General features: G+C 71.5%; 11 protein-coding genes. 7 read left to right on the forward strand and 4 right to left on the reverse strand.

The window, feature by feature from the left end; genetic code table 11:
* Positions 1-22 precede the first annotated feature (22 nt).
* The 4 genes from ACIREO_RS01875 (at position 23) to ACIREO_RS01890 (ending at position 2,635) form a co-directional block, all read left to right on the forward strand.
* A complete protein-coding gene (locus ACIREO_RS01875; RefSeq protein WP_404104463.1) occupies positions 23-655 on the forward strand; it encodes an AIM24 family protein in 633 nt (210 codons plus the stop codon).
* The gene (locus ACIREO_RS01880; RefSeq protein WP_404103597.1) at positions 655-1,305 is read left to right on the forward strand and encodes an AIM24 family protein; all 651 of its coding nucleotides are present in this window, start codon (positions 655-657) and stop codon (positions 1,303-1,305) included. Before ACIREO_RS01875 ends, ACIREO_RS01880 begins: the two co-directional genes overlap by 1 nt.
* Positions 1,302-2,063 carry an AIM24 family protein gene (locus ACIREO_RS01885; RefSeq protein ID WP_404103599.1) on the forward strand — a complete coding sequence of 254 codons (762 nt, stop codon included), beginning with the start codon at positions 1,302-1,304 and terminating at the stop codon, positions 2,061-2,063. Before ACIREO_RS01880 ends, ACIREO_RS01885 begins: the two co-directional genes overlap by 4 nt.
* Positions 2,064-2,158: 95 nt before the next feature.
* On the forward strand, positions 2,159-2,635 hold the full coding sequence (locus ACIREO_RS01890; RefSeq protein WP_404103602.1) for a MarR family winged helix-turn-helix transcriptional regulator: 477 nt from the start codon (positions 2,159-2,161) through the stop codon (positions 2,633-2,635).
* Positions 2,636-2,638: 3 nt separating this feature from the next.
* Here ACIREO_RS01890 and ACIREO_RS01895 read toward each other — a convergent pair whose 3' ends face one another.
* Positions 2,639-4,084, reverse strand: a complete 1,446-nt coding sequence (locus ACIREO_RS01895) for a sensor histidine kinase (RefSeq protein WP_404103605.1) — start codon at positions 4,082-4,084, stop codon at positions 2,639-2,641.
* Positions 4,081-4,740, reverse strand: coding sequence for a response regulator transcription factor (locus ACIREO_RS01900; protein ID WP_404103608.1), 660 nt, complete (start codon positions 4,738-4,740; stop codon positions 4,081-4,083). The genes ACIREO_RS01895 and ACIREO_RS01900 overlap by 4 nt, the downstream gene beginning before the upstream one ends.
* A 124-nt stretch (positions 4,741-4,864) precedes the next feature.
* Here ACIREO_RS01900 and ACIREO_RS01905 point away from each other — a divergent pair, with 124 nt between their 5' ends.
* Positions 4,865-5,506: a PepSY domain-containing protein gene (locus ACIREO_RS01905; RefSeq protein WP_404103611.1), complete on the forward strand. Its 642-nt coding sequence runs from the start codon at positions 4,865-4,867 to the stop codon at positions 5,504-5,506.
* Positions 5,507-5,563: 57 nt separating this feature from the next.
* Here ACIREO_RS01905 and meaB read toward each other — a convergent pair whose 3' ends face one another.
* Both meaB and ACIREO_RS01915 read right to left on the reverse strand, forming a co-directional pair.
* Positions 5,564-6,526 carry a methylmalonyl Co-A mutase-associated GTPase MeaB gene (gene meaB, locus ACIREO_RS01910; protein WP_404103613.1) on the reverse strand — a complete coding sequence of 321 codons (963 nt, stop codon included), beginning with the start codon at positions 6,524-6,526 and terminating at the stop codon, positions 5,564-5,566.
* A 28-nt stretch (positions 6,527-6,554) separates the two neighbouring features.
* Positions 6,555-7,757, reverse strand: coding sequence for an acetyl-CoA C-acetyltransferase (locus tag ACIREO_RS01915; RefSeq protein ID WP_404103616.1), 1,203 nt, complete (start codon positions 7,755-7,757; stop codon positions 6,555-6,557).
* Between the two features lie 134 nt (positions 7,758-7,891).
* On the opposite strand from ACIREO_RS01915, the gene mce reads away from it, so the two are divergent.
* Positions 7,892-8,320 (forward strand): methylmalonyl-CoA epimerase, encoded by a 429-nt coding sequence (mce, locus tag ACIREO_RS01920; RefSeq protein WP_404103619.1) that lies wholly within the window; start codon positions 7,892-7,894, stop codon positions 8,318-8,320.
* Positions 8,321-8,565: 245 nt separating this feature from the next.
* Positions 8,566-12,360 (forward strand): polarized growth protein Scy, encoded by a 3,795-nt coding sequence (scy, locus tag ACIREO_RS01925; protein WP_404103621.1) that lies wholly within the window; start codon positions 8,566-8,568, stop codon positions 12,358-12,360.
* Positions 12,361-12,534: the final 174 nt, after the last annotated feature.

Genomic DNA, 12,534 nt, shown 5'->3' on the forward strand with positions numbered 1-12,534 from the left:
CGGCTAACGTCGCACCGTGGCGATGTTCCGACTCCAAGGCAGCAAGACGCTCGCCGTCGACCTGACAGGCGATGCCGTCAAGGCGAAGAACGGCTCGATGGTCGCGTACGACGGCCAGATGGCGTTCAAGAAGATGTCGGGCGGCGGTGAGGGCCTGCGCGGCATGGTGACCCGCCGACTGACCGGCGAGCAGATGGTCCTGATGGAGGTGAAGGGGCAGGGCACCTGCTATTTCGCGGACCGGGCGAGCGAGATCAACCTCGTCTCGCTGCACGGCGAGACGCTGTACGTCGAGGCGAGCAATCTGCTGGCCACCGACGCCGGGCTGCGCACCGGCACCACCTTCACGGGGCTCAGGGGCGGGGCGAGCGGCAACGGCCTGTTCACCACGACCGTCGAGGGCACGGGGCAGGCGGCGATCATGTCGGACGGCTCCGCCGTGGTGCTGCGGGTGACACCCCAGTACCCGCTGAACGTCGACCCCGGCGCCTACATCGCCCACCAGGGCAGACTCCAGCAGCACCTCCAGTCCGGGGTGAACTTCCGGACGCTCATGGGTGAGGGCTCCGGTGAGTCCTTCCAGATCCGCTTCGAGGGCGACGGCCTCGTCTACGTACAGCCGAGCGAGCGCAACACCGTCGGGGGCGATGTCTGATGCCGTTCCGTGAGATCAACTCCAAGATGGTCGAGGCCGTGGTGGGGCCGGGGCAGACGTTGTACAGCCAGCGCGGCGCGATGCTCGCCTACCGGGGCGAGGTCTCGTTCACCCCGAACATCCAGGGCGGACAGGGCGGCCTGGGGTCGATGATCGGCCGGCGGGTGGCGAACGAGGCGACCCCGCTGATGACGGTCGAGGGCAACGGCACGGTGATGTTCGGCCACGGCGGCCACCACATCCAGGTGATCAGCCTTGCCGGCGACACCCTGTACGTGGAGGCCGACCGGCTGCTCGCCTTCGACGGGACGCTCCAGCAGGGCACCATGTTCATGGGCTCGCAGGGCGGGGTGCTGGGCATGGTGCGCGGCCAGGTGAGCGGGCAGGGGCTGTTCACGACGACGCTCAAGGGGCACGGCGCGGTCGCCGTGATGGCCCACGGCGGGGTGATCGAGCTGCCGATCGCGCCCGGCCGGCCGGTCCATGTGGACCCGCAGGCGTATGTCGCCCACCACGGGGACGTGACCAACAAGCTGTCCACCGCGCTCGGCTGGCGCGACATGGTGGGGCGCGGCTCCGGTGAGGCGTTCCAGCTGGAGCTCAGCGGTAACGGAGCGGTGTACGTCCAGGCCTCGGAGGCTAAGCTGTGAGCACGCCGGTGATTCTCGACCCGATGACGCTGCCGTCGGACGACAACGTCAACGCGTACACCTTCTGCGTGGAGCTCAAGGGGAGCCAGTGGTTCCTCCAGAAGGGCAAGATGATCGCCTACTACGGGCAGATCGAGTTCAACGGCATCGGCCACGGGCGCTTCGAGCGGCTGATCCGTACGAGCTTCCACTCCCCGCTGCACGCGAGCGACTGGGTGGTGGCCGAGGGCAGCGGCAAGATGCTGCTCGCCGACCGGGCCTTCGATGTGAACTCCTTCGACCTGGAGGACGGCAATCTGACGATCCGGTCCGGCAATCTGCTGGCCTACCAGCCGACGCTGGCGCTGAAGCAGTCGATCGTGCCGGGTTTCCTGACCCTGATCGGGACGGGGAAGTTCGTCGCGGCGTCGAACGGCCCGGTGGCCTTCATGGAGCCGCCGCTGCGGGTGGACCCGCAGGCGCTGGTGGGCTGGGCGGACTGCCCCTCGCCGTGCCACCACTACGATCACGGCTACATGACGGGTGTGATGGGCGGCCTGCGGTCACTGACCGGGATCGGCGGCGCCTCGGGCGAGGAGCACCAGTTCGAGTTCGTCGGGGCGGGCACCGTACTGCTCCAGTCGTCCGAGGCCCTGATGCCCGCGCAGGCGACCGGCACCGTCCCGCACGAGCCGGGCGTGCCGGGTGGAGGTCAACACGGCTCCACCCCTCGCACGCCCGGTCAGCTGGGGGACCTCCAGCGTCGCTTCGGGCTGTGAACGGTAGTCTGCGGAGTGTGACGCCCGGCAGTACGTGCGAGGAGTCACACTCCCAGACTTCGTCCGGCTTTCAACATCTTAGGTAGAATCCATACATGGAGACCGAGACGGCCACCCGCTGGCTGACCGACGCGGAGCAGTGTGCCTGGCGCACCCACCTGGACGTCAGCAGGCTGCTGACGCATCAGCTGGAGAAGGATCTCCAGCCGTTCGGCCTGACCATGAACGACTACGAGATCCTGGTGAACCTCTCGGAGTCGGAGGACCAGCGCATGCGGATGAGCGATCTCGCCGCCGCCACCCTGCAGTCCAAGAGCAGGCTCTCGCACCAGATCACCCGCATGGAGAACGCCGGCCTGGTCCGCCGCGAACACTGCGAGTCGGACCGGCGCGGACTGTTCGCGGTCCTCACGGACCTGGGCGGCGAGACGATGCGGAAGGTCGCACCGCACCATGTCGAGTCGGTGCGGCGGCACTTCATGGATCTGCTCTCCCCCGAGGAGCTCTCGGGACTGCACGCGGCGCTGACCCCGATCGCGGATCATCTGCGCGGCCGCCGCGGCAAGCCGTAACGCCTACGATTTGGTGCGTCCCGGCAGCCGCAGGGTGAACAGCGCGCCGCCGCCCGGCCCTTCGCCCACCGTGAGTGTGCCTCCGTGCCGGGAGGCCACATCACGGGCGATGGCCAGGCCGAGCCCGGCCCCGCCGTCGTCGCGGCTGCGGGCGTCGTCCAGGCGTACGAAGCGCTCGAAGATCCGGTCCTGTTCACCCTCGGGCACTCCCGACCCGTCGTCAGTGACCTCCACCAGTACGTCAGCCCGGTCCGCCCGCACCGAGACGGTGACCGAACGCTCCGCGTGGCGCTGGGCGTTGTCCAGCAGATTGCCGACGACCCGGGCCAACTGCCCACGGGACCCGGCGACTTCGAGCGGCCCGGAGAGCGAGCCCGAGTCCGCCACGGACACCGCGGGCGGGATCCGGTCCGCCGAGCGCTGGGAGACCTCCTCGCGGGCCAGCGCGCCCAGGTCGACCGGCGTGCTGCCCGGCCGCTCCCCCGCGTCCAGCCGGGCGAGCAGCAGCAGATCGGCGGCCAGCACCTGCAGCCGTACGGTGTCGGCGACCGCGCCGGGCACGTCCAGCAGCTCCGGGTGGGCCTCCCCCACCTCCAGCTGGGTGCGGAGCGAGGCGATCGGGCTGCGCAGCTCGTGCGAGGCGTCCGCGACGAAGCGCCGCTGCCGGTCGACGGAGGCCTCCAGCACGGTGAGGGTCTCGTTGGTCGTACGGGCCAGTCGCGCGATCTCGTCCCGGGAGTCCGGCTCGGGCACGCGGCGCGCGAGATCCTCCGACGCGGTGATCGCGGCCAGCTCCCGCCTGATGCCCTCCACCGGGCGCAGTGCGCGCCGGGTGACCAGCCAGGTCACTCCGGCGACGACGAGCAGCATGACGGGAAGTCCGGTCAGCATGGAGTTGCGTACGGTGTTCACCGCCTCCTGCTCGGCCGCGAGCGGGGCGCCGGCGTGGACGGTGAGGGTGACGTCCTTGTCCGTGGTCAGCTCGACGGTGGCGAAGCGGTAGTCCGCCGTCTCCCCGTCGACGGTGGCGGTGCCGTTCGTGAAGTCCGGCGGGTCGGAGGAGACCTCCCTGCGGGGCGGGTCGTCCCCGTCGTCGTCATCGTCATCGTCGTCGTCCTGGCTCGGGACCGGCGCCGGGGACACCGGCACGACCCCTGCGGTGCCCGTCCCGGAGATCTTCTCCAGATCCTTCGAGACGGCGACCACCCGCCCCTCCTCGTCGGTCACCTGGACGGGGTGGCTGTCCTCGTCGCCCGCCTCCAGCTCCGCGTACGCCCTGCCCAGGGCCAGCTCCCCCGCCACCTCCCGCGCGGTCACCTCGGCTTCCAGGCCCGCCCGGTCCGTCAGGTTGCCGCGCAGCACCAGCAGCACGGCCAGCCCCGCGGCGGCCAGGGCGACGGCGACGACGAGGGTGGCGCCGAGGGCCGCCCTCGCCCGTACGGACCTCACAGCGCCTCCAGCCGGTAGCCCGCGCCCCGTACGGTGCGGATGGACGCGGCGCCGAGCTTGCGGCGCAGCGTGCTGATGTAGACCTCGACGATGTTCGGGTCGCCGTCGTAGGCGAAGTCCCAGACGTGCTCCAGGATGTCCGCCTTGCTCACCACCTCGCCCGCCCGCAGCACGAGCTGTTCCAGGACGGCGAACTCCTTGGCGGTGAGGGTGACTTCCTCCTCACCCCGGTGGACGCGGCGGGCGGCGGTGTCCATCCGCAGCGTGCCGGCGGTCAGCACCGGTGAAGGGGATCCGCCCCGGCGGCGCAGCAGCGCCCTGACCCGGGCGACGAGCACGACGTACGAGAACGGCTTGGTCAGATAGTCGTCGGCGCCGGTGTCGAGGCCCTCCGCCTCGTCGTACTCCCCGTCCTTCGCGGTCAGCATCAGGATCGGCATCCCATGTCCTGCGGCTCGGAGTGCCGCGCAGATCCGGTAGCCGTTCATCCCGGGCAGCATGATGTCGAGGACCACGAGGTCGTGGACTCCCTGGCCGGCCAGGTGCAGGCCCTCCAGGCCGTCGTGCACGACATCGACGGCGAAACCCTCGGCGGTGAGTCCCCTCGCGAGGGACGTCGCGAGGCGCTTCTCGTCCTCCACGATCAACAGGCGCATGGGGACAGCTTCGCAAACCGAAGCTGAAGACGCCTTCAGGTGGCTTCAGGCTGCGTTCAGCATCGCCGGGCCAGTGTGGTTCCTGTCGCTCAGCACAACAGATCCCATCGGGGAGGAACCCACCATGAAGCGCAAGATCGCCATCGCCATCGCCACCCTCACCGCGGCCGTACTCGTCGGCGGCGGGCTCGCCACGACCGCCGCCTTCGCGGACTCCGACAGCAGTGGCAAGGACGACCGGACGGCCACCGCGGACCGGGCTGCGGACGGCACCGGGGAGCAGAGCACGACCGGACGCACCGGCGTCGACGAGGCCGTCGGCGCCGCGCTGAAGGCCGTCCCCGGCACGGTCACCGAGGCCGAGCTGGACGATGACGACGACAGCTCCCGTACGGTCTGGGAGCTCGACGTGTACGGCTCCGACAAGGTCTGGCACGACGTGACCGTGGACGCGGCGAACGGCAAGGTGGTGTCGGACCGCGAGGACGACGACAACGACGACCGCGACCGGCACGCGCCCCGTTCGGCGTCCGTGTCCCTGGGCGCCGCGGTGAAGGCGGCGCTCGGCGCGCAGCCCGGCACGGTGACGTCGGTGGACCTGGACGACAACGACGACGGTGACGACGGCAGGCGCGGTGCGCTGCGCTGGGACGTCGACGTCTCGGGCAAGGACGGCAAGGAGCACGAGCTGCACGTGGACGCGAAGACCGCCAAGGTCACGGTGGACCACGACGACGACCACCACGACGACGGTGACGACGACTAATCAGTCCCGTACCTGAAGGGACGGTTCCCGGGCGGCCCGCACGCCGCCCGGGGGCCGTCAGTTCCCGCCGGTGAGCCCCGCGACCAGCTCGTCCGCCGCCGCGTAGGGGTCGAGGCCTCCGGCCACGATCCGCTCCGCGAGGGCGCCCAGCCGGCGGTCGCCGTGCAGATCGGCGATCCGCTCGCGGAGCGCGGTGACGGCGATCGTCTCGACCTCGCGGGCCGCACGCGCCGTGCGCCGCTCGGCCAGGACGCCGTGCTCCTCCATCCACGCCCGGTGCTTCTCGAGTGCCTCGACCACCTCGTCGAGGCCCTCGCCCCGGGCGGCGACTGTCTTCACGATCGGCGGCCGCCAGTCGCCGGGCTTCCGGGACTCGCCCAGGCCCAGCATGTGGTTGAGCTCGCGGGCAGTGGCGTCGGCGCCGTCCCGGTCGGCCTTGTTGACGACGTACACATCGCCGATCTCCAGGATTCCGGCCTTGGCCGCCTGGATGCCGTCGCCCATGCCCGGGGCGAGGAGGACGACGGAGGTGTCGGCCTGGGAGGCGATCTCCACCTCCGACTGGCCGACCCCCACCGTCTCCACGAGGATCACGTCGCAGCCCGCCGCGTCCAGCACCCGGATCGCCTGAGGCGCCGACCAGGCGAGGCCGCCCAGGTGGCCCCGGGTGGCCATCGAGCGGATGTAGACGCCCGGATCGGAGGCGTGGTCCGACATCCGGACCCGGTCGCCGAGGAGCGCTCCCCCGGAGAACGGCGAGGAGGGGTCGACGGCCAGGACCCCGACCCGTTTGCCGGCCTTCCGGTAGGCGGAGACCAGTGCCGAGGTCGAGGTGGACTTGCCGACACCCGGCGATCCGGTCAGGCCGACGACGTAGGCGTGGCCCGCGAGCGGTGCCAGGGCGGCCATCACCTCACGCAGCTGCGGCGAGGCACCCTCCACCAGGGAGATGAGCCGGGCCACCGCACGCGGCCTGCCCTCCCGTGCCTGCTCGACCAGGGTGGGGACGTCCACCTTCACGCTCGGCCTCCTCGCTCGCTCGTACCGACTACTTGCCCGGTACGCGGATGATCAACGCATCGCCCTGACCGCCGCCGCCGCACAGCGCCGCCGCCCCGGTGCCGCCGCCACGCCGCTTCAGCTCCAGCGCCAGGTGCAGCACCACCCGGGCGCCGGACATCCCGATGGGGTGGCCGAGCGCGATCGCGCCGCCGTTGACGTTGACCTTGTCGGAGGTGACTCCGAGGTCCTTCATCGACTGGACGGCGACAGCCGCGAAGGCCTCGTTGATCTCGATGAGGTCGAGGTCCTCCACGCCGATGCCCTCCTTCTTGAGGGCGTGCCGGATGGCGTTGGACGGCTGCGACTGGAGCGAGTTGTCCGGGCCCGCCACATTGCCGTGGGCGCCGATCTCGGCGATCCAGTCCAGACCCAGCTCCTCGGCCTTCGCCTTGCTCATGACGACGACGGCGGCGGCGCCGTCGGAGATCTGCGAGGAGGTGCCCGCGGTGATCGTGCCGTCCTTGGTGAAGGCGGGGCGCAGCTTCCCGAGGGACTCCGCGGTCGTCTCGGGGCGGATGCCCTCGTCCTTGGAGAAGAGGACCGGGTCGCCCTTGCGCTGCGGGATCTCGACCGGGGTGATCTCGGCCTCGAAGATGCCGTTCTTCCGGGCAGCGGCGGCGCGCTGGTGGGACAGGGCCCCGATCTCGTCCTGGTCGGCGCGGGCGAGGCCCAGGCGGGTGTTGTGCTTCTCGGTGGACTCCCCCATCGGGATGTTCTCGTAGGCGTCCGTCAGGCCGTCGTACGCCATCGAGTCGAGCATCTCGACCGCACCGTACTTGTATCCCTCGCGGGACTTCGGGAGCAGATGCGGGGCGTTGGTCATGGACTCCTGGCCGCCGGCCACCACGACGTCGAACTCACCGGCGCGGATCAGCTGGTCCGCGAGGGCGATCGCGTCCAGCCCCGAGAGGCACACCTTGTTGACCGTGAGCGCGGGGACGTTCAGCGGGATTCCCGCCTTGACCGCAGCCTGGCGTGCCGGGATCTGCCCTGCCCCGGCCTGGAGCACCTGGCCCATGATCACGTACTCGACCTGGTCCCCGCCGATACCGGCCCGGTCCAGCGCCGCCTTGATGGCGAAGCCTCCGAGGTCGGCTCCGGAGAAGCTCTTCAGGGAGCCGAGAAGACGGCCCATGGGCGTCCGCGCGCCCGCGACGATCACTGAGGTGGTTCCGGTCGTTCCTGACATGAGGCGCAGCCCCTTGGATTGGAAGTGAACGAGGGTTTACTCGAATGTACTGAGCAGTACCGCGCCCGTCATCCGGCAGTGGGTGTGATCGCGCGCACGTTGCGTAACCAACCCGGGGGCGCTGCACTGGTTCCATGCTGACGCGAATCGACCACATCGGAATCGCCTGTTTCGACCTCGACAAGACGGTGGAGTTCTACCGCGCGACCTACGGCTTCGAGGTGCACCACTCCGAGATCAACGAGGAGCAGGGTGTCCGGGAGGCCATGCTGAAGATCAACGGCACCTCGGACGGCGGGGCTTCGTACCTCCAGCTCCTGGAGCCGACCCGTGAGGACTCCGCCGTCGGCAAGTGGCTGGCGAAGAACGGTGAGGGCGTGCACCACATCGCCTTCGGGACCGCGGACGTCGACGCGGACGCCGCCGGCATCCGGGGGAAGGGCGTGCGGGTGCTGTACGACGAGCCCAGGACCGGGTCGATGGGGTCCCGGATCACTTTCCTCCACCCCAAGGACTGCCACGGTGTGCTGACCGAACTGGTCACCTCGGCGACCGAGCACTGACCTGACCCATACCCGGCCCGGTAGAGTGGGCGGTTCCGGGCCGGGGCCGGGTCGGGGCCGCGCCGCGTCCTCAGTCTGATCTGTCACCATTCCCCCGGGGGAACTGCTCGCCGGCGAGCAGTACTCGTATGGAGAATTGCGACCAGGGTTGGGGTCTCCCCTGCTCGAACGTAGTTGAGAGCTCGGGTTGGGGTGTCCCCTGCTCGAACCGTAGTTGAGAGCTCGGGGAAGGATGGGACCGCGCAGTGCGGGGCTACGAAAGCCAGCAGAGCCACCGAGCTGACGACGACCATCTCTCGCGGTTCGAAGCCGAGATGGACCGGCTGAAGACCGACCGGGAGAAGGCCGTCCAGCACGCCGAGGACCTCGGTTACCAGGTCGAGGTCTTGCGCGCCAAGCTGCACGAGGCACGGCGCAATCTCGCGACCCGTCCCGCACACGACAGCGCGGACATCGGCTACCAGGCCGAACAGATGCTCCGTAACGCCCAGGTCCAGGCCGACCAGCTGCGGACCGACGCCGAGCGCGAGCTGCGCGAGGCCAGGGCGCAGACGCAGCGGATCCTGCAGGAGCACGCGGAGCACCAGGCCCGGCTACAGGCCGAGTTGCACACCGAAGCGGTGCAGCGGCGCCAGCGGCTCGACCAGGAGCTGGCGGAACGCCGGCAGACCGTCGAGTCCCACGTCAACGAGAACGTCGCCTGGGCCGAGCAGTTGCGGGCCAGGACCGAGTCCCAGGCCCGCCGTCTCCTGGACGAGTCGCGTACGGAGGCCGAGCAGTCACTGGCCACGGCCCGCGCCGAGGCCGACCGGCTCGCCGACGAGACCCGCCGGCGCGTCAACTCCGAGGCGGAGTCGGCCCGTGCCGACGCCGAGGCCACGCTGCTGCGAGCCCGCAGGGACGCCGAGCGGCTGCTCGACGCCGCCTCCACACAGGCCCAGGAGGCGACCCGTCACGCCGAGCAGCTCCGCTCGACGGCCACCTCCGAGACCGAGCAGACCCGGCAGCAGACCACTGAGCTGAACCGCACCGCCGAGCAGCGCGTGCAGGAGGCCGAGACCCGGCTGCGCGAGGCCCGGCTGGAGGCGGAGAAGGTCCTCGCCGAGGCGAAGGAGGCCGCCGTCAAGCGGCTGGCCGGCGCCGAGTCGCAGAACGAGCAGCGCACCCGTACGGCCAAGTCCGAGATCGCCCGTCTGGTCGGCGAGGCCACGAAACAGGCCGAGACGCTCAAGGAAGAGGCCGAGCAGGCGCTCGTCGACGCCAGGGCCCAGGCGGAGCGGGTGGTCGCCGAGGCGGCCGAGAAGGCCCGCACCCTGGCCGCCGAGGACGCGGCGGCACAGCTCGCGAAGGCGGCCCGGAGCGCCGAGGAGGTCCTGACCAAGGCCTCCGACGACGCGAAGTCGACCACCAAGGCCGCCGGTGAGGAGGCCGACCGGATCCGCCGTGAGGCCGAGGCAGAGGCCGACCGGCTGCGCGGCGAGGCCGCCGAGCAGGCCGACCAGCTCAAGGGCGCGGCCAAGGACGACACCAAGGAGTACCGGGCCAAGACCGTCGAGCTGCAGGAGGAGGCACGCCGGCTCCGCGGCGAGGCCGAGCAGCTGCGCTCCGAGGCCGTGGCCGAGGGCGAGCGGATCCGTGGCGAGGCCCGCCGCGAGGCCGTCCAGCAGCTCGAGGAGGGTGCGCGCACCGCCGAGGAGCTCCTCACCGAGGCCAAGTCCGACGCCGAGGAGCTGCGGAACTCCGCGGGCACCGAGAGCGAGCGCGTCAGGACCGAGGCGGCCGAGCGCGCCGCCACCCTGCGCAAGCAGGCGGAGGAAGCGCTGGAGCGCAGCCGCGCCGAGGCGGAGAAGCTTCGCGCCGAGGCCGAGGAGCAGGCCGCCGCCCTCACCGCCGCCGCGGAGACGGCGGCCGAGGCGCTGCGCGAGGAGACCGAGCGCGGGGTCGAGGCCCGCAAGTCCGAGGCGGCCGACGAGCTGACCCGGCTGCACACCGAGGCCGAGTCCCGGGTCACCGCCGCCGAAGAGGCGCTCGGTGAGGCGCGCACGGAGGCGGAGCGGATCCGCCGCGAGACGAGCGAGGAGTCCGAGCGGCTGCGCGCGGAGGCCGCCGAGCGGATCCGTACGCTCCAGGAGCAGGCCACGACGGAGGCCGAGAGCCTGCGCACGGAGGCCGCCGCCGACGCGGCACAGTCCCGCGCCGAGGGCGAGTCCGTGGCCGTACGGCTGCGCAGCGAGGCCGCGGCCGAGGCGGAGCGGCTGAAGAACGAGGCGCAGGAGAGCGCCGACCGGATCCGCTCCGAGGCGGCTGCCGCCGCCGAGCGGGTCGGCACGGAGGCGGCCGAGGCTCTGGCCGCCGCCCAGGAGGAGTCCAACCGCCGGCGCCGCACCGCCGAGGAGGCGCTGGACTCGGCGCGGGCCGAGGCCGACCAGGAGCGCGAGCGCGCCCGCGAGCAGAGCGAGGAGCTCCTCGCCTCCGCCCGTAAGCGGGTCGAGGGGGCCCAGGCCGAGGCCCAGCGTCTGGTCGAGGAGGCGGAGAGCCGGGCCACCGAGCTGGTCTCCGCCGCCGAGCAGACCGCCCAGCAGGTGCGGGACTCCGTCGCCGGGCTGCAGGAACAGGCCGAGGAGGAGATCACCGGCCTGCGCTCCGCCGCAGAGCACTCGGCGGAGCGGACGAGGACCGAGGCGCAGGAGGAGGCGGACCGGGTCAGGTCCGACGCCTACGCCGAGCGTGAGCGTGCCACCGAGGACGCCAACCGCGTCCGCCGGGTCGCTCACGAGGAGGCGGAGGCCGCCAAGACCCTGGCCGAGCGGACCGTGTCCGAGGCCATCGCCGAGTCGGAGAAGCTGCGCTCGGACACCTCGGAGTACAGCCAGCGGGTCCGTACGGAGGCGTCGGACGCCCTCGCGTCGGCGGAGCAGGACGCCTCGCGCGCCCGTGGCGAGGCCCGTGAGGACGCCAACCGGATCCGTTCCGAGGCGGCGGAGCAGGCCGACCGGCTCATGGCCGAGGCGACGGGCGAGAGCGAGCGGATCCGCACCGAGGCGACCGAGCAGTCGGAGCGCTTCGTCGGAGAGGCGACCGACGAGGCGGAGCGGCTGCGCGCGGAGGCGGCGCGGACCGTCGGTTCGGCCCAGGAGCACGCGGCCCGCACCCGGGAGGAGTCGGAGCGGCTGCGCGCCGACGCCGAGTCCGCGGCGGAGCAACTGCGCGCGGAGGCACGCCAGGAGGCGGACCGGCTGCTGGACGAGGCACGCGAGGCCGCGGCCAAGCGCCGTGCCGATGCCGCCGAACAGGCCGACCAGCTCGTCAACAAGGCACAGGAGGAGGCGCTGCGCGCCGCCACCGAGGCCGAGCAGCAGGCCGACAGCATGGTCGGCGCCGCGCGCAACGAGGCCGTCCGGATCACCTCGGAGGCGACGGTCGAGGGCAACTCCCTGGTGGAGCGGGCCCGTACGGACGCGGACGAGCTGCTCGTCGGCGCCCGCCGGGACGCCACCGCCACCCGGGAGCGGGCGGAGGAGCTCAGGACCCGGATCGAGAGCGAGATCGAGGAGTTGCACGAGCGCGCCAGGCGCGAGACGTCCGAGCAGATGAAGACGGCGGGCGAGCGCGTCGACAAGCTGATGAAGGCGGCGACGGAACAGCGGGCCGAGGCCGAGGCCAAGGCCAAGGAGCTGATGTCGGACGCGAATTCGGAGGCGAGCAAGGTCCGTATCGCCGCCGTGAAGCGCGCCGAGTCGCTCCTCAAGGAGGCCGAGACCAAGAAGGCCGAGCTGACCCGGGTGGCCGAGAAGCTGCGCGCCGACGCCGAGGCCGAGGCGAAGCAGACGGTCGACGAGGGCCGCCGGGAGCTGGACCTGCTGGTCCGCAGGCGCGAGGACATCAATACGGAGATCTCCCGTGTCCAGGACGTCCTGGAGGCGTTGGAGTCTTTCGAGGCTCCGGGCGGTTCGGGTAAGGCTTCGGGGGGTGGCGCCGGGGGCGTCAAGGCCGGTGCGGCTGCGGGTACCCGGTCGGGCGGCAAGGCGTCGGACGGGTAGCGCGGGCGCGCTTCGCCATGAACATTCAAACCTGCGGCCCGCAAGCCCTCCGGGGGTCAGCCACTCAAAAGGGGTGTCATTCTCCATACCAAAGCGGCATCTTCACGTTGACACGCCGTTCTGGCCCCTAGGATTCCCTCTAACACCTCACCGGTCTCATTCGACAGGAACCCC

Source organism: Streptomyces sp. NPDC102441 (assembly GCF_044765585.1).
GTDB lineage: Bacteria > Actinomycetota > Actinomycetes > Streptomycetales > Streptomycetaceae > Streptomyces.

Bases quoted from the DNA above. Each gene is read 5' to 3' on its own strand.
- ACIREO_RS01875 (WP_404104463.1), top strand. From the start codon at position 23: ATGTTCCGACTCCAAGGCAGCAAGACGCTCGCCGTCGACCTGACAGGC.
- ACIREO_RS01880 (WP_404103597.1), top strand. From the start codon at position 655: ATGCCGTTCCGTGAGATCAACTCCAAGATGGTCGAGGCCGTGGTGGGG.
- ACIREO_RS01890 (WP_404103602.1), top strand. From the start codon at position 2,159: ATGGAGACCGAGACGGCCACCCGCTGGCTGACCGACGCGGAGCAGTGT.
- ACIREO_RS01900 (WP_404103608.1), bottom strand. From the start codon at position 4,740: ATGCGCCTGTTGATCGTGGAGGACGAGAAGCGCCTCGCGACGTCCCTC.
- ACIREO_RS01905 (WP_404103611.1), top strand. From the start codon at position 4,865: ATGAAGCGCAAGATCGCCATCGCCATCGCCACCCTCACCGCGGCCGTA.
- ACIREO_RS01915 (WP_404103616.1), bottom strand. From the start codon at position 7,757: ATGTCAGGAACGACCGGAACCACCTCAGTGATCGTCGCGGGCGCGCGG.
- mce (WP_404103619.1), top strand. From the start codon at position 7,892: ATGCTGACGCGAATCGACCACATCGGAATCGCCTGTTTCGACCTCGAC.